The organism is Pseudomonas sp. DNDY-54, assembly GCF_019880365.1.
Lineage (GTDB): Bacteria > Pseudomonadota > Gammaproteobacteria > Pseudomonadales > Pseudomonadaceae > Stutzerimonas > Stutzerimonas stutzeri_P.
The window spans coordinates 165,137-187,846 of the sequence record NZ_CP082271.1; the positions used below are offsets into that span (position 1 = coordinate 165,137).

25 protein-coding genes are annotated in these 22,710 nt (G+C 62.2%); 21 read left to right on the plus strand and 4 right to left on the minus strand.

Annotated features, from left to right (window positions below):
• The first annotated feature begins 324 nt into the window (after positions 1-324).
• The 17 genes from K4O48_RS00790 to K4O48_RS00870 all read left to right on the plus strand — a co-directional run bounded on the left by K4O48_RS00790 (position 325) and on the right by K4O48_RS00870 (position 15,252).
• Positions 325-1,710 (plus strand): sigma-54 interaction domain-containing protein, encoded by a 1,386-nt coding sequence (locus tag K4O48_RS00790; RefSeq protein WP_222911906.1) that lies wholly within the window; start codon positions 325-327, stop codon positions 1,708-1,710.
• A 26-nt stretch (positions 1,711-1,736) separates the two neighbouring features.
• Positions 1,737-2,057, plus strand: coding sequence for a flagellar hook-basal body complex protein FliE (gene fliE, locus K4O48_RS00795; protein ID WP_222910318.1), 321 nt, complete (start codon positions 1,737-1,739; stop codon positions 2,055-2,057).
• A gap of 20 nt (positions 2,058-2,077) precedes the next feature.
• A complete protein-coding gene (gene fliF, locus K4O48_RS00800) occupies positions 2,078-3,757 on the plus strand; it encodes a flagellar basal-body MS-ring/collar protein FliF (RefSeq protein ID WP_222910319.1) in 1,680 nt (559 codons plus the stop codon).
• Positions 3,729-4,796, plus strand: a complete 1,068-nt coding sequence (locus tag K4O48_RS00805; protein WP_222910320.1) for a FliG C-terminal domain-containing protein — start codon at positions 3,729-3,731, stop codon at positions 4,794-4,796. Before fliF ends, K4O48_RS00805 begins: the two co-directional genes overlap by 29 nt.
• 6 nt (positions 4,797-4,802) lie before the next feature.
• The gene (gene fliH / locus K4O48_RS00810) at positions 4,803-5,501 is read left to right on the plus strand and encodes a flagellar assembly protein FliH (protein ID WP_222910321.1); all 699 of its coding nucleotides are present in this window, start codon (positions 4,803-4,805) and stop codon (positions 5,499-5,501) included.
• A gap of 1 nt (position 5,502) precedes the next feature.
• Complete coding sequence (gene fliI / locus K4O48_RS00815; RefSeq protein ID WP_019341999.1) at positions 5,503-6,834, plus strand: flagellar protein export ATPase FliI; 1,332 nt, start codon at positions 5,503-5,505, stop codon at positions 6,832-6,834.
• Positions 6,831-7,256, plus strand: coding sequence for a flagellar export protein FliJ (locus tag K4O48_RS00820; RefSeq protein WP_222910322.1), 426 nt, complete (start codon positions 6,831-6,833; stop codon positions 7,254-7,256). Before fliI ends, K4O48_RS00820 begins: the two co-directional genes overlap by 4 nt.
• Positions 7,257-7,781: 525 nt before the next feature.
• Positions 7,782-8,057 carry a flagellar biosynthesis anti-sigma factor FlgM gene (gene flgM / locus K4O48_RS00825; RefSeq protein WP_222910323.1) on the plus strand — a complete coding sequence of 92 codons (276 nt, stop codon included), beginning with the start codon at positions 7,782-7,784 and terminating at the stop codon, positions 8,055-8,057.
• Entirely contained in the window at positions 8,054-8,494 is a 441-nt protein-coding gene (gene flgN, locus K4O48_RS00830; protein WP_222910324.1) for a flagellar protein FlgN, read from the plus strand. Before flgM ends, flgN begins: the two co-directional genes overlap by 4 nt.
• 487 nt (positions 8,495-8,981) lie before the next feature.
• Positions 8,982-10,340 carry a flagellar filament capping protein FliD gene (gene fliD, locus K4O48_RS00835; protein ID WP_222910325.1) on the plus strand — a complete coding sequence of 453 codons (1,359 nt, stop codon included), beginning with the start codon at positions 8,982-8,984 and terminating at the stop codon, positions 10,338-10,340.
• Positions 10,337-10,735, plus strand: a complete 399-nt coding sequence (gene fliS, locus K4O48_RS00840) for a flagellar export chaperone FliS (protein WP_222910326.1) — start codon at positions 10,337-10,339, stop codon at positions 10,733-10,735. Before fliD ends, fliS begins: the two co-directional genes overlap by 4 nt.
• Complete coding sequence (locus K4O48_RS00845) at positions 10,719-11,042, plus strand: hypothetical protein (RefSeq protein WP_222910327.1); 324 nt, start codon at positions 10,719-10,721, stop codon at positions 11,040-11,042. The genes fliS and K4O48_RS00845 overlap by 17 nt, the downstream gene beginning before the upstream one ends.
• Positions 11,039-12,223: a flagellar hook-length control protein FliK gene (locus K4O48_RS00850; RefSeq protein WP_222910328.1), complete on the plus strand. Its 1,185-nt coding sequence runs from the start codon at positions 11,039-11,041 to the stop codon at positions 12,221-12,223. Before K4O48_RS00845 ends, K4O48_RS00850 begins: the two co-directional genes overlap by 4 nt.
• Before the next feature lie 36 nt (positions 12,224-12,259).
• Positions 12,260-12,721 carry a flagellar basal body-associated protein FliL gene (gene fliL, locus K4O48_RS00855; RefSeq protein WP_222910329.1) on the plus strand — a complete coding sequence of 154 codons (462 nt, stop codon included), beginning with the start codon at positions 12,260-12,262 and terminating at the stop codon, positions 12,719-12,721.
• A gap of 10 nt (positions 12,722-12,731) precedes the next feature.
• Complete coding sequence (locus K4O48_RS00860; protein ID WP_222910330.1) at positions 12,732-13,466, plus strand: FliA/WhiG family RNA polymerase sigma factor; 735 nt, start codon at positions 12,732-12,734, stop codon at positions 13,464-13,466.
• A gap of 2 nt (positions 13,467-13,468) precedes the next feature.
• Positions 13,469-14,341 carry a flagellar motor stator protein MotA gene (gene motA, locus K4O48_RS00865; RefSeq protein ID WP_222910331.1) on the plus strand — a complete coding sequence of 291 codons (873 nt, stop codon included), beginning with the start codon at positions 13,469-13,471 and terminating at the stop codon, positions 14,339-14,341.
• Positions 14,338-15,252, plus strand: a complete 915-nt coding sequence (locus K4O48_RS00870; RefSeq protein ID WP_222910332.1) for an OmpA family protein — start codon at positions 14,338-14,340, stop codon at positions 15,250-15,252. The genes motA and K4O48_RS00870 overlap by 4 nt, the downstream gene beginning before the upstream one ends.
• Positions 15,253-16,192: 940 nt before the next feature.
• On the opposite strand, the gene K4O48_RS00875 is transcribed toward K4O48_RS00870, so the two are convergent.
• The 4 genes from K4O48_RS00875 to flgA all read right to left on the minus strand — a co-directional run bounded on the left by K4O48_RS00875 (position 16,193) and on the right by flgA (position 19,872).
• Positions 16,193-16,675 carry a hypothetical protein gene (locus K4O48_RS00875; protein ID WP_222910333.1) on the minus strand — a complete coding sequence of 161 codons (483 nt, stop codon included), beginning with the start codon at positions 16,673-16,675 and terminating at the stop codon, positions 16,193-16,195.
• On the minus strand, positions 16,672-17,712 hold the full coding sequence (locus K4O48_RS00880; RefSeq protein ID WP_260523680.1) for a transcriptional regulator: 1,041 nt from the start codon (positions 17,710-17,712) through the stop codon (positions 16,672-16,674). The genes K4O48_RS00875 and K4O48_RS00880 overlap by 4 nt, the downstream gene beginning before the upstream one ends.
• 182 nt (positions 17,713-17,894) lie before the next feature.
• Positions 17,895-18,734, minus strand: a complete 840-nt coding sequence (gene lafA / locus K4O48_RS00885; protein WP_222910334.1) for a lateral flagellin LafA — start codon at positions 18,732-18,734, stop codon at positions 17,895-17,897.
• Between the two features lie 343 nt (positions 18,735-19,077).
• Positions 19,078-19,872 (minus strand): flagellar basal body P-ring formation chaperone FlgA, encoded by a 795-nt coding sequence (flgA, locus tag K4O48_RS00890; RefSeq protein ID WP_222910335.1) that lies wholly within the window; start codon positions 19,870-19,872, stop codon positions 19,078-19,080.
• A 109-nt stretch (positions 19,873-19,981) separates the two neighbouring features.
• Here flgA and flgB point away from each other — a divergent pair, with 109 nt between their 5' ends.
• Genes flgB through flgE form a run of 4 tightly spaced genes read left to right on the plus strand, consistent with a single transcriptional unit; the run spans position 19,982 to position 22,703 of the window.
• Positions 19,982-20,347 (plus strand): flagellar basal body rod protein FlgB, encoded by a 366-nt coding sequence (flgB, locus tag K4O48_RS00895; RefSeq protein ID WP_222910336.1) that lies wholly within the window; start codon positions 19,982-19,984, stop codon positions 20,345-20,347.
• A 3-nt stretch (positions 20,348-20,350) separates the two neighbouring features.
• Positions 20,351-20,779: a flagellar basal body rod protein FlgC gene (flgC, locus tag K4O48_RS00900; protein WP_021209033.1), complete on the plus strand. Its 429-nt coding sequence runs from the start codon at positions 20,351-20,353 to the stop codon at positions 20,777-20,779.
• On the plus strand, positions 20,779-21,462 hold the full coding sequence (locus tag K4O48_RS00905) for a flagellar hook capping FlgD N-terminal domain-containing protein (protein ID WP_260523681.1): 684 nt from the start codon (positions 20,779-20,781) through the stop codon (positions 21,460-21,462). The genes flgC and K4O48_RS00905 overlap by 1 nt, the downstream gene beginning before the upstream one ends.
• Positions 21,463-21,512: 50 nt before the next feature.
• Positions 21,513-22,703 (plus strand): flagellar hook protein FlgE, encoded by a 1,191-nt coding sequence (gene flgE, locus K4O48_RS00910; RefSeq protein ID WP_222910337.1) that lies wholly within the window; start codon positions 21,513-21,515, stop codon positions 22,701-22,703.
• The last annotated feature ends 7 nt before the right edge of the window (positions 22,704-22,710 follow it).

Genomic DNA, 22,710 nt, shown 5'->3' on the forward strand with positions numbered 1-22,710 from the left:
GGCTCTAGCGTGCCGCCAGTCTAGGCTTGGGCGCGAGGGAGAATTAAATCAATAGGTATCAAATGATCTTTTTTGAGATCACGTGATAGACGCTGATTTAATTTTAGCGGAACTGATTGGGCGGTTACGGGCGGGCTTGCTAACGTGCGCGCAATTGTTTCGGGGCGGGCAGCTGTCGATACTCTTCTCGTTCGGCGAGTTGGACAGACAGGGCGACAGAAGTTCCGAAAGACTTAAATAAATTTTTCATCAGCGAAATCCGGCGTTGTGTTCGAGCGGCGTATCAGCGCCAAGGTGGTCCCATTGAAAAGTGTCAGTCATGCAATGAACTACTCATGCGAAGAGCTATTTGCTCCGGCGCCGGCGCGCAAGAAAATTATCATTGTCGGCAATGCCGCTGAGGCGGGTTGTGAGTTCCTCACTGCAGGTTTGCGGAAAGAGCGTTGTGCGGTCTTCTCGTATACCAGCCTGAATGACCTGGATAATGCCGCGCTGAAAGATGCAGCACTGGTTTTCTTCTTTATAGGCGGAATTGAAGAGCACGCGTTGTACGCGCAAGTGGATTCGCTGATGCGGCGCGGCCGCCATGCCAGTGTTATTCCGGTTGTGCAGTATGCCGATCAGCAGAAAGCCGCCGCGTTACTTGAACTTGGGTGCGTCGATTACTTGCTGTCTCCGTTCAGTGAGAGCCAGCTCAGCGCACTGTTGCGCCGCCAGGAATGTGCCGATGCGGCTCAGGAAAGTTTCGTGTCCTGCTCTCAGGCTGGCCGCCGGTTGTTGGCGATGGCACAGCGTGTATCGCTGACCCGTGCGCCGATTTTGATCACCGGCGAGACCGGCACCGGCAAGGAGCTGATGGCGCGCTACATTCACCGCTTTTCGGCCAGCGCCGACGCACCCTTTATTGCCGTTAACTGCGCAGCCATCCCGGAACAGATGCTCGAATCGATCCTGTTCGGGCATGAGAAAGGCGCGTTCACCGGGGCCGTAGCCGCTCAGCCGGGCAAGTTCGAGCTGGCCAACGGCGGCACGCTGCTGCTCGATGAAATAGGCGAACTGCCGCTGGGCCTGCAGGCCAAGCTGCTACGCGTATTGCAGGAGCAGCGCGTCGAGCGTCTCGGTGGCCGAAAGGAGATTGAGCTCAACGTGCGCATCATCGCGGCGACCAACCGCGACCTGCAGCGTGAAGTGGCAGAAGGGCGCTTCCGTTCCGATCTGATGTTCCGTCTCGACGTGTTGCCGCTGCACATCAGCCCACTGCGCGAGCGCAAGGATGACGTGCTGCCGCTGGCGCGCCGCTTTGTCGCCAAGTACGCACCGCAGGAGGCGGGTGAAGAGCTGTTTACCGCCGAGGCCTGCCGCGCGCTGTTGCAGCACGACTGGCCGGGCAACGCCCGTGAGCTGGAGAACACCGTGCAGCGTGCGCTGGTGCTGCGCAACGGCTTGTTCATTCAGCCCCAGGACCTGGGCCTCGCAGCGCCGGCACAGGCCGAAGTCCGGATGGATAAACCGCAGGCACTGTTCGCCGAAACCGGCAAGGCCGCACTTCGCGCCAGCGGCAAGTGGGCGGAGTACCAACACGTGATCGACACCATTCGCAAGTTTGACGGGCACAAGACCAAGGCCGCCGCCAGCCTCGGCATGACCTCGCGCGCCTTGCGCTATCGCCTCAATGCCATGCGTGAGCAGGGCATCGAGCTGAATTTCTGATTTCGGACACCTAGGGAGAACCCGCGATGAGTTCAATCATGCAGGTACAGCAGGATCTGCTGGGCCGGATGCAACAGCTTCAGGAGGCCGCCGGAAGCCCGGCGATCAAACCTGCGGCCGAGGCGGCCCCCGATGCGGGTGGTCTGTTCATGTCGGCGATGCGCTCGGTCGATGCCCAACAGCATCAGGCCAGCGCGGCCGCCGCTGCCGTCGACAGTGGCAAGAGCGACGACCTGGTCGGCGCGATGATCGACAGCCAGAAGGCCAGCGTGTCCTTTTCCGCGTTGCTGCAGGTGCGCAACAAACTGACCACGGCGTTTGACGACGTCATGAGAATGCCGCTTTGACCGGGCGTGAGAGCTAAGACGTGCTTGAAAAACTGAAAAGCAGGCTGCCTGCCGGTGGCCTTCAGCTTGATCCGCGGGTCACGCTCGCCGGCATGGCGGTGATCGCTGCCGCACTGGCAGTCGCCGTAGCCTTCTACCTATGGCGCGACAACGGCTCGTTCCGCCCGCTCCATGGTGCCGGCGAAGCCTTCCCGGTTGCCGAGGTCATGCAGGTGCTGGACGCTGAAGTCGTGCAGTACCGCATTCACCCGCAAAGCGGGCAGATTCTGGTGCGTGAGGATCAACTGTCCCGCGCGCGCATGCTGCTCGCCGCCAAGGGCGTGAAGGTCGCGCTGCCGGCCGGCTATGAGCTGTTCGACAAGGAAGAGCCGCTGGGCACCAGCCAGTTCGTGCAGGACGTACGCCTCAAGCGCAGCCTGGAAGGCGAGCTGGCACGTACGGTGATGTCGCTCAAGGGCGTGCAACATGCCCGCGTGCATCTGGCACAGGAAGAGAACAGCTCCTTCGTGGTCAGCAAGCGTGCCCCGACCAAGGCCTCGGTGATGCTGCAGCTGGAGCCCGGCTACAAGCTGGGTGCCGAGCAGGTCGGCGCCATCGTCAATCTGGTGGCCGGCAGCGTGCCCAACCTCAAGCCTGAAGACGTCGGCGTGGTCGATCAGTACGGCGCACTGCTGTCGCGCGGCCTCAACGTTGGCGGTGGACCGGCGCAGAACTGGGGCGCGGTCGAGGACTACCAGCAGAAAGCCGTGGCCAATATCGAGGAAGTGCTGGCGCCGGTGCTGGGCAGCGGTAACTACCGCATCAGCGTCGCCGCCGATATCGATTTCAGCCAGAAGGAAGAGACCCTTCAGTCGTTCGGCGAGACGCCGCGCCTGCGCCGCGAGGTGCTGAGCAACGAGAGCGCGCTGGATCAGCTGGCGTTGGGTATTCCCGGCTCGCTGGCCAACCGTCCCGTGGCGCCGCCAAAAGAAGGTGAAGCGCCCGCAGCGGCCAAGGGTGAGACCAAAGGGGCCACTTCGCTGCGCGAGGAGTCGACGCGGCAGATGGACTATGACCAGAGCGTGATTCACGTGAAACACGCCGGCTTCACCTTGCGTCAGCAAAGTGTTGCGGTGGTGCTGAACGCAGGCGCCGCCCCCGAGGGCGGCTGGAACGACGAAGCGCGTGCCGAGCTCGAGGCCATGGTGCGCAGTGCCGTAGGCTTCAAGCAGGCGCGCGGTGATCTGTTGACCTTGAGCGTGCTGCCGTTCGCGGCCGTGGAAACGCCCTCCGAGCAAGTGCCCTGGTGGGAAAACAGCCAGGTGCACGCCCTGGCCAAACTCGGCGTTGCCGGTCTGATCGCCCTGCTGCTGTTGCTGATCGTGGTTCGGCCTGCGGTGCGCAGCCTGACCCAGCGCAGCGCACCGGTTGAGACCGATCCGGCTGCGTTGGAAGGGGCCCTTGCGCCCATGCCGGGCGTGCTGCCCATCGAGGCCGAGACGCGTGCAGCGCTGGCCAGCCCGCGCGCGAGCGGCGATGGCATCCACATATTCGGCGAGTTGAACCCGCTGTCCGAAATTCGCCTGCCAGCGCCCGGATCGGGGCTGGAGCTGCAGATCGAGCACCTGCAAATGCTCGCCAAGAACGACCCGGAACGCGTTTCGGAAGTCATCAAGCATTGGATAGGCCGCAATGAAAGAGAACTCAACCCAGCCAGCTGAGCCGGCGTCCGGCTCGAGCAAGGAAATCAAGGCGCGTCCGGTACAGCTGCGCTCGGTGAGCTCACTGGACCAGGCGGCCATCCTCATGCTGAGCATGGGCGATGACATTTCGGCCGGCATCCTGCGCAACTTTTCCCGTGAGGAAATCATCAGCATCAGCCAGGCGATGGCGCGTCTGTCCAACGTCAAGCAGCCGATGGTGTCCGATGTGATCAGCCGCTTCTTCGATGACTACAAGGAGCAGAGCAGCATCAAGGGCGCGTCCCGCACCTACCTGTCGGGCATGCTCGGCAAGGCGCTGGGCGGCGACATCACGCGCTCGCTGCTGGATTCCATCTATGGCGAGGAGATCCGCGCCAAGATGGCCAAGATGGAGTGGCTCGATCCGAAGCAGTTCGCTGCCCTGATCACCAAGGAACACGCGCAGATGCAGGCCGTGTTCCTCGCCTTCCTGCCGCCGGGCATGGCCACCGACGTGCTCGAATGCATGCCGGCCGAGCGTCAGGACGAATTGCTCTACCGCATCGCTAACCTCAACGAGGTCAACAGCGATGTCATCGCCGAGCTGGAACAGCTTATCGATCGCAGCCTCCAGGTGCTCTCGAACCAGGGCTCGCAGGTGCGTGGCGTGAAGCAGGCAGCGGACATCATGAACCGCTTCAAGGGCAACCGTGACCAGATGTTCGAACTGTTGCGCGCCCACAACGAAGAGCTGGTGAGCAAGATCGAGGATGAAATGTATGACTTCTTCATCCTCTCGCGGCAGAACCAGGACGTGCTGCAGACGCTGCTGGAAGTGATCCCGCTGGAAGAGTGGGTGGTGGCGCTCAAAGGCGCCGAGCCCGAGCTGGTGCGTGCCATTCAGGGCGCGATGCCCAAGCGCCAGGCGCAGCAGATGGAATCGATCAATCGTCGTCAGGGCCCGGTGCCCTTGTCGCGTGTAGAGCAGGTGCGCAAGGACATCATGGCGGTGGTCCGCGAGATGTCCGCTGACGGTGACCTGCAGGTTCAGTTGTTCCGCGAACAGACGGTCGAGTAAGCGCCGATGAGCATCAAGATCATCAAGGGTGAAGGCCGGTCCTGGCGTCCGTTTCGGTTTCCGCCGCGGGTCAGAACCGCGGCGGAGCTGACCGACAGCGTGGCGGGCGATCCGGCGGCGCTGCAGCGTGCCGTCGCCGACGGTTTCCAGGAAGGCATCGACAAAGGCTACGAACAGGGTCTGGAGCAGGGCCGCGAGGCGGGTCATCGCGAGGGCTTCGAGCGCGGCGTTGAAGACGGCAAGGCCGTTGGCCGAGAAGAAGGGCGCGTCCAGGGCCGTCGCGCGTTCGAGGAAGCGGCCCGGCCGATGGATGAGCTGGTCGAGCGCTTCGAGCGCTTCCGTCAGGAATTCGAACAGGCGCGGCGTGAACAACTGCTGGAGCTGGTGCAGAAAGTCTCCAAGCAGGTGATCCGCTGCGAGCTCACCCTGCATCCGACGCAACTGCTCTCGTTGGCTGAAGAAGCGTTGGCCGCTATGCCGGGTGACCAGGAGGACGTACGTATCCTGCTCAATCCCGAGGAATGCACCCGGATCAAGGAACTGGCGCCCGAGCGTGCCGCGGCTTGGCGTCTGGTGCCGGACGACAAGCTGGCGCTCGGCGAGTGCCGGGTGATCACCGCCGAGTCGGAAGCCGACATCGGCTGTCAGCAGCGCCTGGATTCATGCATGGACACGCTGGGCGAACACATCAGGGCGGAAGCCTGAGATGTCCCTGCGCGAGAGCTTCCGGCTCGACGAGGCGCTGCGCTCGCTGGACACCGTGCAGCTGGCGAAAGTCAGCGGCCGGCTGGTGCGCGTCTCCGGCATGCTGCTGGAAAGCCTCGGCTGCCAGCGCATGACCGGCCAGCGCTGCTTCGTCGAACAGGGCGATGGCAGCATGCTCGAAGCGCAGGTGGTGGGCTTCAATCGCGATATCACTTATCTGATGCCATTCAAGAAGCCGGTTGGGCTGACCTCCGGTTCGCGTGTTTTCCCCGCACCGGACGATGCCAAGCTGCATATCGATGAATCCTGGCTGGGCCGGGTGGTCAACGGCCTCGGTGAGCCGCTGGATGAAATGGGCAAGCTCAGCGGGCGCGATCCACTGCCCACCGAGCTGCCCTCCGTCAACCCGCTCAAACGCAAGCCGGTCAGCGAACCGCTGGACGTCGGCGTGCGCGCGATCAACGCCATGCTGACCCTCGGCAAGGGCCAACGCGTCGGGTTGTTCGCCGGCTCTGGTGTCGGCAAAAGCGTGCTGTTGGGGATGATTACCCGGCAGACCAAGGCTGACGTCGTGGTGGTCGGGCTGATCGGCGAACGTGGGCGCGAGGTGCAGGAGTTTCTGCTGCATTCGCTGGGTGAGGAAGGGCTGAAGAAGGCCGTGGTGGTGGTCGCGCCCGCCAACGAATCGCCGTTGATGCGCCTGAAGGCCACCGAGCTGTGTCACAGCATCGCCGCCTACTTTCGCGACCAGGGCAACGATGTATTGCTGCTGGTGGATTCGCTGACTCGCTACGCCATGGCCCAGCGCGAAATCGCCTTGGCCCTGGGCGAACCGCCGGCCACCAAAGGCTATCCGCCGTCGGTGTTCGGCATGTTGCCGGAACTGGTGGAAAGCGCCGGTAACGGCGCCAATGACAACGGCAGCCTCAGCGCGCTGTACACCGTACTAGCCGAAGGCGATGACCAGCAGGACCCGATCGTCGACTGCGCGCGGGCGATTCTGGATGGGCACATCGTCCTGTCGCGCCGCCTGGCCGATGCCGGGCACTACCCGGCCATCGACGTCTGCGCCTCGGTCAGCCGCTGCATGAGCCAGGTCGGCCAGCCGCCGCACCTCGGCGCGGCGCGTCAGCTCAAGGAGTTCTATAGCACCTACGAGAAGATCAAGGAGCTGATCCCGCTGGGCGGCTACAGCCCGGGCGCGGATCTCAAAACCGATCGTGCGGTGAAGCTGGCGCCCACCATCGAGCGATTTCTGCGCCAGGAAGTGGGCGAGGCCGCGGAGCTGGAAACCAGCCTTGCCATCCTGCAGAGCATCATTAAACAACCATGAAACAGCAGATCGAAACGCTCACGCGCCTGGCGAGCCTGCGCGGCAACCGGGTCAAGCAGATGCTCGGGCAGGTTCAGTATCAGCAGAACCTTTGCCAGCGCTATCGCAACAACATCACCGGCCTCAGCCGCCTGTGCGGTTTCTCTGTGCCGATGAGTACGCCGCTGCAGCGCGACAACCAGCAGCGCTACAAGGCGACGCTGTACAAGATGGTCGAACTGCAGCGCCGCGAACTGGCGGTGGCCGAGCAGGCGCTGGCGCGGATTCAGCAGGAGCTGTTGCAGGCCATGCGCAGCGAGAAGGTGGTCGAGCATGTGATCGACGCCAAGATGCTGCAGTGGCAGCAACTGCTGCTGGCGCAGGAGCAGAAAATTCAGGATGGTTTGGCGGCTCAGACCTGGTGGCGCAATCAGACTGCCTAACGAATGGGTGGTGGGTGTGGCGTTTACGTGTTCGCTCGGCCCCGGCCCCTCACCCCAACCCTCTCCCCGGAGGGGCGAGGGGGCGTGTACGGCGTGATAGCGGAGTGGGTGAGGGGCGTGGAGGCCAGACCGGAGTTGCTGCCCAAGGTAAGGCAGGCAAGATCTGGTCGAGGCCGCTCGCGCCTCGCTGGCGGGAGCTGCCAGAAGCACTGACCCGTTGGCGCAGTTTGCGGCGCCAGAATCCCTGCAAGCGATCGTCAACTTAGGTGTCACCACTGGACGCCGCCGTCGTGGGACAGTCGAAACAGGCAAGGCGTCGTGTTGATCACGCCGTCGATAACCCGCACGGCCAGCCCCCTCTCCCCGCTTGCGGGGAGAGGGTTGGGGTGAGGGGTGGTGGCCAAGCCAGCCGCCGATGTGAGGATCAATAAGGGTCCCGTCCGTCACCCCCGGCAAAAAAACATTTAAGGTTTCCGCCCGAGCGGTCGCTTGTTAGGCAGTAACCACCGAGTTGGAACGAAAATCATGGAAATCAGCCGGCACTTCAAGCCCGCCTCCGTCACACCTACCGAGCTTTCAACGGCCCGTCAGGTCGCCGCTCGCCCGGCTGCTCAGCCAGCCGCACGTCAAGCCGAGAGCCTGCCGTTGGAACAGATGCACGACGCCCTGCGCGCCATGCCCGAGGTCGATCTCGACCGCGTCGCCGCGATCAAGCAAGCCCTGCAGCGCGGTGAAATCTCAACCGACGTGGGCGAGCTGGCGAGCAGCATGCTCAGCTATCACCGCGGAAGCGATGCGTGAGCCAGCGCGAGAAACTGCTTGCCGTCGTCGATGACGATTTGCAGCAGGATTGCGGGGATTACCTCGCCCTGCGCGAGCTGATGCAGGCGCTTTACGGCCGCCTGCTGGAACGCGATGTGCCTGAGATCGACCGTATCAATCTGCAGATCACCGTTCGCGTCGAAGCCATTGCCGCGCGCGCCCAGCGCCGCAGCAAGGTCCTGGCTGCCTTCCGGCTGGAGCCGACGGGTGTCGGCATGCGCCGCCTGCTCTCCAGCTGTTCGGGCGGGCGCGGTGAGTCGCTGCAGCAGCACTGGCAGCAGGTCGGTGATCTCGCTGTGCAGTGTCAGCAATTCAACGAGCACAACGGCAAGCTGCTCGCCATGCACCACGACATCCTTCAGCAGCTGCTCGCCGGTGGGCAAGACGCCCGGCTCTATTCGCCTCAAGCGTACTGACGCTCAGTCCTTCGACGTTCCCTCTTCACCCTGAACAACGCACGTCGCGCTGGCCTTGTGATGCGGGGCAGCGTGTAGGGCCTCACGGGCGGAGCGGTGGATGTGAAAAGCGACATCCATCCTACGTGACGGGCTCCAAGCGTCAGCATTCCCAACGTCAATCCCGAATCTCGACCTGCCGCAGCCAGCATTGCCACATCGCGCCGCTTCGCGGACCCGACTTGCGCCGGCGCGGGCGCTACTTATTCAGTTGCTTGGAAAAGAATTAATCCTTTTCCTTCTCCGCTTTAACTCCCTCGCCTCTGACGTCGCCTTTACAGAGAGATGTTCCGCCCGTCGCGCAGGCGGAAACGGCGTTTCCCCGTTTCCTTGTCGCGTCGCGTAGCGGAAGCCTTTTTTCTGCATGCTGCTGGCTGAAGTGCCCGTAATACGGGGCTTTCAGAACTGGCATCCAACTTGCTGTACAAGAATCCAAGAGGGGATGGTCATGGCTATAAATTCCGATTACGTACAACAGATGTCGACGCAGTTGGCCACTTACGAAGTCCAGGGTTCGCTGGATCGGCTTAACCGTAACGAATCACGCTACAAGGCTCAGCGCGACGCGCTGAGTTCGCTGCGCACGTCGTTGACTACGTTCAAGTCGGCCATCACCAAGCTCAACAGCAGCACGACGAGCATGCTGACCAATAGCGCGACCTCCAGCCAGGAGGGTTACGCCACTGCCACCGTTGGCATGACGGCGCAGCCGGGCAGCTACGACTTCTTTACCGAGCAACTGGCCAGCGCCCATCAAGTCGCGCTAAATGGGCTCACCTCGGCCGACATCGGCGCCGGGAAGCTCACCATAGGCCAGGCTGGCGCTTCATTCGATATCGACCTGAGCACCATCGACAGCGACGGTGATGGTAGTAAGTCGCTGGAAGAACTGGCGGCGGCCATTAACAATCATGCAGCCAACACTGGTACGCAAGCGACCCTGGTGCGCAGCAACGGGGAGGTCTCGTTGGTGTTGTCCAGTGAAGCGACCGGCGCGTCCAATGCGATTACGCTGACTACCGCTGGCACCAGTGCCGGGTTGGACGCCTCCATTACCAGTAAGCTCGAACTGACCAAAGCTCAGGACGCCAAGGTTCGTCTCGGTGGCGAGACGGGCATGCTACTGACTAATTCCAGTAACACCTTCGATAACGTGATCGAGGGCGTCAGCGTGACGTTCACTAAGACCCACACAGCCGGCGAGCAGGCTTTGAACATGGTGATCGCCCAGGACAAAGCCGGCACCAAGGCCAAGGCGCAGACCTTTATCGATGCCTTCAATGCCTTGATGACCAGCTTCGACTCGCTGACCGCCAGCGGCGGCGAGAGCGCCAAGCGTGGCGCGCTGGCCGGTGATTCCAGCATTCGCTCCATCGAGAGCCGGCTGAACGGCCTGCTGCGCACCGACTTTGGCGGCAAGAGCCTGATCGAATTTGGCATCAGCGCTGACCGCACCGGCAAATTGACCATCGACGCGACGCGTTTTGAGGCCGCCGTGGCCAACGATCCGGAAGGTTTCGAGGCGCTGTTCACCGGCAAGGACAACCTGCTCGACAGCATCGACAAGACGGTCGCCAGCTACACCAGCAGCACCAACGGCATGCTGAAGAACCGCATGGACACGCTGGACATGAGCCTGCGCCGCATCGACGAACAGTTCGAAAACCTTCAGCAGCAGTACGACACCCATTACAGCCGCTACCTCCGGCAGTTCACCACCATGATGCAAACCATGCAGAGCATGGAGCAGACCAGCGGAATGTTCTCGATGCCAACCCCATCGCAAGCTAACGGATTGTTCTCATGAACAGCTATCACCCCAACGACAGTTATGACAGCTACCGCTCCGTAGACCTTGAGGCGCGTGCCGCCTCCGCGTCGCCTTATGAGCTGGTGCTGGTGCTGATGGACGGCCTGCTCGACGAGCTAGCCCGCGCACGGGGCCACATCGAGCACAAGCGCTATCAGCAGAAAGGCGCTTCGCTGGAAAAGTGCATGAACATCCTCAATGGCCTCAACGGCGCACTCGATGAAGAGGGCGGTGGCGAGGTCGTGCAGGGGCTGGCACGCCTTTACGAATACTGCATTTACCGCCTCTCCGACGTCAGCGTCTCGCTGTCGCTCGAAGGCCTGGATGAAGTGATCAACCTGCTCGGCATTCTCCGGGAAGGCTGGGAGGGCGTCAGTGCCGCCCGTAAGTGACAGCGAACGCCTGACCGCGCTGCATGAGCAGCTGCGTCATGCGTTGCAGATCAAGGATTGGCACGCCGTCGAGAAGGTGGACGGCGATATCCGCCGCTGCCTTGAGGCGCTGCCTGCGCACCACGCGCTCGATGAGCCAACGCTTGCTGCCAAGCAGCAGCTCAAGCAACTGCATGGCGAAGGCCTGCAAGCCTGCGCCGATGAATGTGAGCGCCTGCGCCTGCTGCTGTTGAACCACCTCGAGTACGCCGAAGGGCGTGCCGCCTATCAGCGCGTTGACATGTTCCAAGCCGGAGACAGGGGATGATCCAGTCGATTTCAGCCACGCGTGCCGCTGCTGCCAGCGCTGAGCCAACGCTGCCGGCGCCTGCACACCCAGCCCAGGGCAGCCAGCCTGCCGGTGGACGGCCGCTGGCAGGCGACGCCATCCGTGGTTTCGGCGAGCGCATGCGGCTGGCCTCCAGCGAGCGCGAGGCCTTGCCGGTCGAACTTTCCGCGGCCTTGCTGCAAGGCACGTTGCCAACGCCGGCAGCCGAGCAGGGACAAGTGATGCAGCCGGGCGGCACCGCCCTGCAGGGCACTGAAGCCGGGCAGGAGCTGACGCCCGAACAATGGCTGCTGGGCATGATCGATCAGCAGCTGGCCGAGATTCAGGCGCGCGATGCGGCGCCGCTGGGCGGTGTGCCTGCACCGGCTACGCCGGCTTTGCCAGACGTTGTTCCACCGACGCAAGCACTGAGCGGCTGGTTGCCGGGGCAGGACGCGCGGGGTGAGCAGCGGCTTGACGCCGCTCCGACCGATCCGCTGGACCGGCTCATGGCCGGTGGCTTTCAGCGCCAGGTGGCTGAGACGAACCCGGTGATGCCGGCGATGCCGAGGCCCGCCGCGCCCGCCGAGATGAATCTGGTACTGCCTGCGGTTGCGCCGGCACTGGCCGAGACCCAGCCGACGGTGGCGCTGGAGCCGCTGCTGAGCGCAGCCGAGCCGTTGGAAGCCGGCGAGCCACTGACCAGTACCGTCGAACGCGGACAGACGACGCCGGCCCAGGCGGCTGATCGAGCGCTGAAGCTGCAGGCGCCGGACACCAAGTGGGGCGAGCAGATGCTGCACGCGCTGCGTGAAAACGTCGATCTGCAGATCCAGCAAAAGATCCAGAGCGCCACCATCCGTCTCGACCCGCCGGAGCTGGGCAGCATGGAAATCATGCTCAGCCATGAGTCGGGTCGGTTGAACGTTCAGCTGACCGCCGCCAACGCTGACGTGGCGCGCCTGCTGCAGCAGACCAGCGATCGCCTGCGCCAGGAACTGGTCGGCCAGCACTTCGTACAGGTCAACGTGCAGGTCGGCGCCGACGGCGGTGGCCAGCAAGGACAGCAGCGTCAGCGCGCGGCGCTGCCCGGTGAGGAGCTGCCCATGGCGGCCCGAACGCACGAGCAGGAACAAAGCCGGGAGAGCGGTCGCGCCCGGGATGTATTGATCACGGTTTGACCCGATTCAACCTAATTAGCCAATTGTGAGTGTGTTATGTCGACGCCCCGTCTTGTCCTGCTGATGCTACTGCTCAACGTCCTGACCGTTGCCGGTGGCGTTGGTGTCAGTTACTGGCTGCTCAAGCCCGGCCTGGAAGGCGCCGCCTCTGAAGAGGTCGCGGCGGCTGAACCGACCGAACCCTCGGAGTACGAGTTCTTCCCGGTGGAGAAGGTCATCGTCAGCGTGCGCGGCGACGGTCGTGAGCATTACTTCGTGCTGGACCTCGCCTTGCAGGCTGACGCGTCTGATGAGCCGAAGAAATTCGAGCAGGTCGAACCCATCGTGCGTAACTCGGTGGTGGGCTACCTGTCGTCTCTGACATTCGAAGAATTGCGTGGGTTGAAGATCAGCGATCTGCAGGAACGGCTCGAAACCGTCCTGTTCGCCGACTTTGCCAGCAAGAACGCAGCGGTGCCGTTCAAGCACGTGCTGGTCAACAAGCTGATCGTGCAATAAAGGCCCTGCCATGAGCGCCACTTGCCCCATTGACTACTACGGCGCCACGCCCGCCGGCCCCTCGGTGTTCGCACCGGCGGTCGAGCAGCGTTGGCTGATGCAGTATCTGCCGCTGGTCAAGCGCATCGTCCGGCAACTCTCGTTGCAGGCCAATCAGGTGCTCGACCGCGAGGACATGGAGCAGATCGGCATGATGGGCCTGCTCGAAGGGCTGCGCCGCTATGGTGAGCCCGACGAGCAGTTCGGCAAGTTCGCCTCGCTGCGTATCCGCGGCGCGATCCTCGATGAACTGCGCCGCCAGGACTGGCGCCCGCGTCAGGTCCGCCAACAGGCGCACAAGGTGCGTGACGCGATTCGTGACCTGTCGCGCCAGCTGGGACACGAACCCAGCGACGAAGAAATCAAGGCGCACACCGGCCTGTGCGACAAGGATTACCAGGACTTTCTCTGCGCGGATTCGTCGGAGGCGATCGAAAGCCTCGATGAATTGCTGCAGAGCGGTCACGAGCATTTTCCCGATACCACCGAGCTGTTCGAGGAGCGCCTGATCAAGGAGCGCGTGCTGGCGCAGGCGCTGGCGCGACTGGACGAGCGCGAGCGGCTGGTGCTGACGCTGTATTACCAGCACGAATTGAGTTTGAAAGAGATTGCCCTGGTGCTGGAAGTCAGCGATGCCCGGGTCTGTCAGCTAAGCAAACAGGCGATCGGCAAGGCTTGCCGATTCCTCACCGAGAGAAGTCAGTAGTCATGCAGAAAGTATTAGGCGCCTTCATCATCATCGGCTGCGTGCTGGGCGGCTACGCCATGGCGAATGGCGACATGCGGATGCTCTGGCAACCGGCTGAGGTCGTCATCATCCTGGGTGCGGCGCTCGGCAGTCTGGTCGTGGGCAACCCCAAGGAAGTCCTGATCGAGATGCTGCACCAGATCAAGGGCGTGTTTGCCTACCAGCGTCGCGGCGAAGAGTTTCAGCGTCAGCTGCTCATGCTGCTCTATGAATTGCTGGAAATGGTCGATGTTGGCGGCCTCAAGGTTCTTGATTCGCACATCGAGGAACCTGAGCAGAGCGACCTGTTCGTCCGTTACCCGCTGATTCTTCAAGAACGTAACCTGATGGCGTTCATTGCCGACAACTTCCGCCTGATGGCCATGGGCAAGATTACCGCGCACGAACTGGAAGGCTTTCTCGAGCAGGAGCTCGAAGCCATGGAGCATGCGCTGCTGCAGCCGGCGCGCTCGCTGCACAAGATCGGTGAGGCCATGCCCGGCTTCGGCATTCTCGCTGCGATCATGGGCATCATCATCACCATGGGCAGCATCGGCGGCAGTGTTGCGGAAATCGGCGCCCATGTGGCGGCGGCGCTGGTCGGCACCTTCCTCGGCATCTTCTTCTGCTATTGCCTGATGGACCCACTCTCCAACGCTATGAGCCAGCGGATCAAGACCGAGCTGTCAGCGCTGGAATGCGTGCGCACAACCTTGGTGGCGCATGTTGCCGGCAAGCCTACGCTGCTGGCGGTGGACGCCGGTCGCAAGCTGATCGAGCAGGACGTCAAACCGGCCTTCCGTCAGCTGGAAAACTGGGTCACCCAGTATGAGGAAGAAAGGGACGCCGCATGAGAAGCAGAGGCAAGGGCGGCGTCGGCGGCGAGCACGAGATCATCATCAAGCGCCGCAGCAAGAAGGGCCACGGCGACGAGCATGGCGGTGCCTGGAAGGTGGCCTTTGCCGACTTCACCCTGGCAATGATGGCGCTGTTCATGGTGCTGTGGATCATCCAGCCGCAGATGGAAAAGTCCAACCCGTCGTACGGCGAGATGGAAAGCAATCCGCTGGTCGATGGCGGCGCGGGGATCTTCGATGGCACCAGCCGGTCACCGCTGGAACTCGACGGCATGCCGGTGCGCCCACCGCAGGCGGAGACGACGAACGACAGCGAGTCGGCAGCTGAGGCGGACGGCAGTCACAATTACGGTTCGACCGAGGAGCTGAAGAAGCTCGCCGAGTTGATGCGACAGGTCGCCAGCGAAGTGGACGCCCTGGCCAACCTGGAGGTGGACGTGGTCCCGCAGGGGCTGCGCATTCTGATCAAGGATGACCAGCAACGCTTCATGTTTCAGCGCGGCAGTGCCACCTTGAATCCGCACTTCCAGAAACTCCTCGGCGTGCTGGCGGGTGTGTTGGTCAAAGTGGACAACAAGCTGATCATCAGCGGGCACACCGATGCCACACCGTATCGGCAGAAAAACGGTTACAACAACTGGAACCTGTCCGGTGATCGCGCGCTGCGTGCCCGCCACGCACTGGTCGAAGCCGGCCTTGGCGAGCGCTCGGTGCTGCAAGTGACGGCGCAAGCCGACGTCATGCCGCTGCACCCCGAGGACCCGCAGAACGGTGCCAATCGGCGCGTGGAAATTCTGCTGCTGACCGCCTCGGCCGAGGCGCTGTATAAAGAGCTGTTCGGCGACAGCTATGGGCAGGTGCGTTTTACCGAAAGCGGTGCGAGCTTTAGCGGAGCGTCCGCGGAATAATCAACTCATCGGGCCCCCTGTCGCCGCGGATGACCCTCCGCTTGATCGCGAGCAAGCCCGCTCCTGCAGAATAGACCGATGCCTGCCCCGGCATCCGGAATATCAGCTGGCGATTGGATCAGCAGCTATGCCATTCGTAGGAGCCAGCTTGCTGGCGAATGGACATTTGCACCGGCCGCCTCCTAGGAGTGCGCTGCACCTCGTTCGCGAGCAAGCTCGCTCCTACAGATTCGGCCGATGGCTAGGCTGGCATCCGGAATATCCTCTCGCGATTGGATCAGCAGCTATGCCATTCGTAGGTGCCAGCTTGCTGGCGAATGGACATTTGCACCGGCCGCCTCCTAGGAGTGCGCCGCACCTCGTTCGCGAGCAAGCTCGCTCCTACAGAACTGGCCGATGGCTGGCCTGGCACACGGAACAATCGTTCGGATTGAATCTAGCAGATAGGCCGTTCGTAGGAGCCAGCTTGCTGGCGAATGGGCATTTGCGCAGACCGCCTCCTAGGAGTGCGCTGCACCTCGTTCGCGAGCAAGCTCGCTCCTACAGATTCGGCCGATGGCTGGCCTGGCATGCGGAACAATTTTTCGGATTGAATCCAGCAGATAGGCCGTTCGTAGGAGCCAGCTTGCTGGCGAATGGGCATTTGCGCAGACCGGCTCCTTGGAGTTCGCTGCACCTCGTTCGCGAGCAAGCTCGCTCCTACAGAATTGGCCGATGGCTGGCCTGGCATACGGAGCAATCTTTCGGATTGGATCGATAGGCCGTTTGTAGGAGCCAGCTTGCTGGCGAAGTGGCGGCGCGGGGACTGGATCATGCGAGCGCCGTTACGGGTTCATGCACTGATGTTCACGGCTAGGCATGGGAGGGGTTGCAGCGCCTATATCGCGATTCCGATCGGCGCCGCTATCTGGCACATCGCAACCGCTGGCAGCGGTGTGCTTCACCCGCGGCTAGGGTGGTCGTCGGCGCAGTAAATCTGCTGGGTCTCGACGCCATAGAGGCACGCGCCGACCTGCTCGAGACTGATTCGGGCGCCCTTGTGGGAGCCATAGAAGAGGTTGAACATCAGTTCATCGTCCAGCTGATCCTGCGGGCCCAGGCCATGAACCTGGCCTTCTTCCACCACCAGCGACGCCCGTCCCAGCAGATCCGTTTCCAGGCGGCCGGACGCCTCGACGATCGCCGGTGCGTTGCGGGTCATTGAATAGAAGCGACCCTTGTTGAAAACCAGACTCTGACTGACCTTGAGCGTCGTGCCGTCGCTCAGCAACACCTGGCCACTGGAACTGTAGCGCCCGTCGAGTTTGGACGAGGCATTACCGCTGGTACCCATCGCCACGAACGCCCACAGCAGCAGCGCGGCGGGCAGTACCACTCGCAACATGCGCTTGCCTACCGCACCGGTTTCATTCTGGCTGTTCATTGCAGGCACCCTTGTAGATGGTCGCTGGGAATCGTCTGGATCTGGCTCTTGTGAACCTTCAACCAGTTGACCCGGCCGTCGCCCTGCAGGCAACGGATCTCATAAAAGCCCGGGGACATATTGACGATCAGTCGGGCCGGCTCGGCACTCATGTCGCTCATCGTATCGACCAGCAGCCGCGTTTCCTTAATCAGCGAATCGAGCAGGTGCTGGCTCTCCTCCACATAGAGCACCTCGAGTTCGCCCATATCAACCGTCTGGGTGAAGGAGGGCGTGGGCGTACTGGCCAGGCGGAAACCGAGCGTCGCCACACCCAGCAACAGCATCATGCCCGAGCCCGCGAGCGCGGCGGTGTGCCAGGAACGACCGCGGCGCGCGGGCTTGGCTGGGTTCTGCACCTTCGTCACGTCGGGCGCGGGCAGCTGCATCAAGACGGTCGTCGCCGGCTCGGGCGCTGCGACCGTGGCTTCCGGCGCGCTTTCGACGGTCAGGGGCGCGTCGTCGACGATCAGATAGTGCGGATTGAACAGGTAGCCCCGCCGCGGCAGGGTCTGGATGATCTGGTTTCGACTGTCGAACAATGCCTGACGCAGCGTGTAGATCTGCTGGTTGAGACTGCCCTGGCCGACCACCCGGCCTTCCCACGCGTACTCCATCAGCTCGTCCCGGGAGACCACTTCACCAGGCGCCTGTAACAGACGCTCCAGTACACGGCTACCGGAAAAGCCGAGATCCAATTGTTCTTCGCCTTCTGCTTGAATGCGCACGAGCTGGTAACGCGCGCGATCAAATCGGGCCGTGCAGCCTTCTCGACCGGTGTTCAACGGGGGGCAGACGAAGGCATCGGTGGCCGAAGGGGTCAGAGATGAGGTCATGTGCGCCTGTTCGAAGGAAGAGAGATTTCCGGTGTGAGGAAGTTGGCAAACCGGACGGCGGCATATTGGCGTCGTTTTTTTGTTCAGACAAGCCGCTTCAATCAAGAAATCGCCGAACGGACAGGCGTGTAAAGGAACACCAAGATCGCCGGTGATTGGCATATATACCGCGTGAAGCGGCATATGGAGGGGTTAAACAGGCCTATCTTGTGTCTGGCCGATTTTATTGAGAGGTCCGCCGTTGGTCGGAAGCGAGCCTTCCCCGTGCGGAAAAACAGAAAAGCCCCGAACCAGTCGGGGCTTTTGAGGTGCCGGTCGTTGCGACCGGCAATGCTGCGTGCAGCTTAGCCCAGCAGGCCCATGACCATGCCTGGCATCTGACCGGCTTGCTTGAGCATGGAGATGCCCGACTGCATAAGCATGGAGTTCTTGCTCATGTTGGCGCTTTCGATGGCGAAGTCGGCGTCCATGATTCGGCCCTTAGCCATGTCGGTGTTGTCCTTCATGTTGGCCAGGTTGTTGATGGTATGGTTAAGGCGATTGATATTTGCACCGAATTGGCCGCGCGCCTCGCCCACGTTAGTCAACAGCGTATTAAGTGCGCCAATCTCTGTTACGGAGTTTGCCTGGGTAGTCAGATCACCTAGAGCGGTCAAATCGATATCGGCTACCGCTGCGATGCTAACAGTCATCTTATCGGTAGACCCAGCGCCGATCTGAAAGTCAATGCCGTCCGCGTTTGTGTCAGTATCGAACTTACCGCCAGTTAGCAACTTGGTACCGTCACCATAAGAAGTATTTCCCATGATGTTCGTGAGCTCGGCGCTTAGAGCCGTGTATTCGGCATCGAGCGCGGCGTATTCGTTGGTATCGTTGGTACCGTTCGCGCCTTGGGTTGCCAAATCCTTCATGCGAAGCACGATATCGGTAACCTCGGACAGCGCCCCTTCGGCAGCCTGCATCATGGAAATTGCGTCTTGAGAGTTGCGCGATGCTACGGCCATTCCGCGGCTCTGTGCGTTCAAGCGAGTAGCGATCTGCAGGCCGGCGGCGTCGTCGGCGGCGGAGTTGATGCGCAGGCCAGTGCCCAGACGCTGCTGGTTGGTGGCCAGAGCGTTGTTCGACTTGTTCAGCGCGGTGTTGGTGGTCAGAGCGGAATAGTTAGTGTGAATGGACAGAGCCATGATGATCATCCTTCGTGCGATTGGGCTGTTAGGAGCTGGCTTGACTGCCTGCTGAAAAGGTAAGGCGACAGCACCAAGCGAAGGATTAAATCCTGACGTCAAATTTTTTTGTTTGGCCTCGGAAGTCCCGAGATATACGGTCGGGCTTGTTTGTCCTTGCCGAAGCGCCGGACAGGAGCCAGCTTTTGTAGGAGCCAGCTTGCTGGCGAATAGGACTGCACGGACGATATATTCGCGAGCCGGCTCGCTCCTACAGGGCGCGCGCCGAAGCGTCGAGATGGCTCCGGCTTATGGGCGTTAACCCGGGCGCGCTCCATGAGCGCCCCGTCTCCAGCATTCCGTACTAGAACGTACTCGTAACAACCCCTTCCTCTATCACCTTCGCATCGATCACCTTGCCGCTGCGTGTATTGCGCACGCGGATGACGTCGCCGGGCTGGCCGTCGCCCAGGGCTTCGCCGGACGTCGAGGCTTCGATGCCGTCGTTGCTGGCGACAATCTTCACCGGTTCCCCGCGCTTGACCGCCATGGCCTGCTCCAGCAGCGATGGCGTAATGGTCTGGCCGGCGCGGATACGGCGTTTGGCGGCCATGCCGATGACCTCATCCAGACGGTTGTAATAACCGCGCCGGGCCTTGGCGATGTTGATGCGCTCCAGCCGGATATCGCTTTCACGGATCGTCTGCCCGCGATCGATGATGCCCTCGGCATGCACCGCGGGCAGGAACACATGCGCCTGCGCGTTGGCGTTCAGCGACCAGCCGGGTGTGTCCGGGCAATTGATCGCCAATTGCTGGCGCTCCATGGCCGAGGGCGCATCGCCGGTGGCGCGTATTTGCAGGACGCCCGCGCAGGGCGGCAGGTTGGCGGCGCTCGCCGGCAGGTGGGTTTCGTAGCGCAGTTGCATGCCCTGCCAGCCCTGGCGCTCCGCCTGCCGCTCGAGCATGCCGCGAAGATGATTTTCCAGCGCCTGTTGCACCTGCGCCGTGGCGTCCGCGTGTGCTTGGGCCGCACCGATCAGCATGAGCAGGGCTGTGACGCACCAGGCGGAAACGGCTTTTCCGCTTCGCGTGTGCAAGGCCCATCGATGCGGAAGGAAGGGCTCTTGCGGCGTGCTGAGAGTCAGGAAATTAATCATGTAAAACAGCTATTTACCTTGATTCAGTGGTTCGGCACGGATACTGCAAACACTCCCGCAAAGCTGCGGGCTGTCGTTCGGTCCGCTCGGGCTGCAAAGGTATCGGTGAATGAGTATACGGATTGATGATGCCCTCGGCGTTCACGAACGCGCCCTGGGTTTGCGCATGCAACGCAGCGAGATTCTCGCGGCGAACCTGGCTAACGAAGACACCCCCGGCTTCCAGGCTCGGGACATTGATTTCGGCAAGGAAATGCAGCGGCTGGACAGCTCCACCTCGCCGCGCATGAGCCTGGCCGGCACCGATCCGCGCTTGCTGTTCCGCGTGCCGAGCCAGGCTTCGCAGGATGGCAACACCGTCGAGCTGTCGACCGAGCAGGCGCAGTTCTCGCGCAACTCCATGGATTTCCAGACCAGCCTGACCTTCATCACGATGAAATTTCGTGGCTTGAAGCAAGCCATCGAGGGCCGTTAAGCCATGTCATTCGATTCCATCTATCGCATCGCCGGCTCGGCGATGAACGCCCAGACCGTGCGGCTCAATACCGTAGCGAGCAACCTGGCCAACACCGACTCGGCGGCCAACAACGCCGCCGACGTCTACCAGGCGCGCAAGCCAATGTTTGCGGCGGTGTACGAAAACAACTCGCTGACCCGCGGCGTCGGCCTCGGCGGCGCCCATGTGCAGGTGCTCGACGTGGTCACCTCCGGCGCCGAGCCCAAGCGTCGCTACGAGCCGGGCAATCCACTGGCCGATGGCGATGGCTACGTCTATTACCCGGACATCAACGAGATCGAAGAGATGACCGACATGATGTCGGCCACGCGCAGTTTCGAGACCGGCGTCGAGGTGCTCAACCGCGTGAAAAGCATGCAGCAGAGCCTGCTGCGGCTGGGAGAATCCTGATGGCGGTGACCAATAACCTGCAGGGCAGCGGCCTGTCCGGCACTGCGGCGAGCGATCTGCCCAAGCAGGCGGTGAACATCAGCGACGCCACGCAGATGGAGAACAACTTCATCAGCCTGATGGTTGCTCAGATCAAATACCAGGACCCGACCAAGCCGGTCGACAGCACCGAATTCCTCAACCAGTTCTCGGCCATGTCCCAGGTCAAGAGCATGGAGAACCTGGCCACCCTGGCGCAGAACAATCTGGTGCTGACCGACAACCTGCAGACCTTGACCGCGGCTGGTCTGGTTGGCCAGCAGGTGAGCGTCGCCGTTGAGTCGCTGGATCTCAGTGGGCAGGCCGTCAGCGGTGGCTTCGATTTAAGCCATGCCTCGACCCGCACCGCTGTGCTGCTGACCGATTCCAACGGCACCCAGACCCGCATCGAGTTGGGCGCGCAGTCCGCCGGCAAGGTGCCCTTCGTGATCGATCCGGCCAAACACGGCCTGCGCGATGGCCAATACAGCGTGAGCATCGAATCGGAGAACGGCGAATTCCCACAGGTGGAAGTCGCCGGTCAGGTCTCGAACGTGCGCGTCAGTGCCGAAGGTCCGGTGCTCCAGGTCAACGGCGTCGGTGCGGTGCCTTTCTACAACATCCTTGAATTTGCCCAGGCCGATGCCGGGCTGCTCGGCGGCTGAGCCCCAGGGCTCGCCAGTTTTCTTTTCCTTTTACATATCGAGATCAGCCCATGAGCTTCAACATCGCCCTGACCGGCCTCTCCGCCGTCAACGAACAACTCAACACCATCGGCAACAACATCGCCAACTCCGGCACCGTCGGCTTCAAGTCTTCGCGGACCAACTTCGGCAGCCTTTATGCCGAGAGCCAGGCCATGGGCGTTGAAGTCACCGGCACCAGCCAGAGCATCAGCCAGGGCGGCGCCCTGACCACCACCAACCGTAACCTCGACCTGGCCATTTCCGGCGGCGGCTTCTTCGTCACCCGCGCGAGCAATGGCGACGTGGCCTACACCCGCGCAGGCGTGTTCGGCACGGACAAGGACAGCTACCTGACCAACAGTCTCGGTCAACGCCTGCAGGGCTATCCGGCCGATGCCACCGGCAATTTGCAGACCGGCGTGGTCGGTGATCTGCAGATGAAGGCCGGCGGTCTGCCCGCCAAGGCCACCGACGCGCTGAGCTTTGTTGCCAACCTCGACGCCAATCAGGAAGTCCCGGCGGTCGCGTTCGATCCGCTGGTGGCGGACAGCTACAACTCCACCTACACCACCAAGCTGTACGACTCCCAGGGCAAGGAACACACCCTGACCCAGTATTTCGTGAAGGACGCCGTCCCGGATAACAGCTGGACCGCTCACTACTTTGTTGACGGAAAAAACTTGGGAAGCTCGGCGAAGCTGGAATTCGATACGAGTGGCTCCCTGACCACGCCAGTTGGCCCGGCCCTGACCGCGACCCTCGGCGGCGGTGTGGCGGATTTGAACATCCAGCTCGATTACAGCGGCACCAGCCAGTACGGCTCCGAATTCAGCGTGACCAGCAACCGCGCCACCGGGTATTCCGCTGGCGAACAGACCGGCATGAGCGTCGAGAAGGATGGCAAGGTCTACGCCAGCTATTCCAACGGTGAGCGGCTGCTTCAGGGCCAGGTCGTTCTAGCCAACTTCGTCAACGCCGAAGGCCTGAAGAACATCAGCGGCACTGCCTGGACCGAGACCGCTGCCTCTGGCGCGGCCATGCTCGGTGCTCCGGGTGTCGGCCAGTACGGCAACCTGGCCAGCGGCGCGCTGGAAAGCTCCAACGTGGACCTCACCCAGCAGCTGGTGGGCCTGATGGAAGGCCAGCGTAACTACCAGGCCAACACCCAGGTGATCTCCACCAACAAAGAACTGACCCAGGTCCTGTTCAACGCGCTCTGAGGCTGAT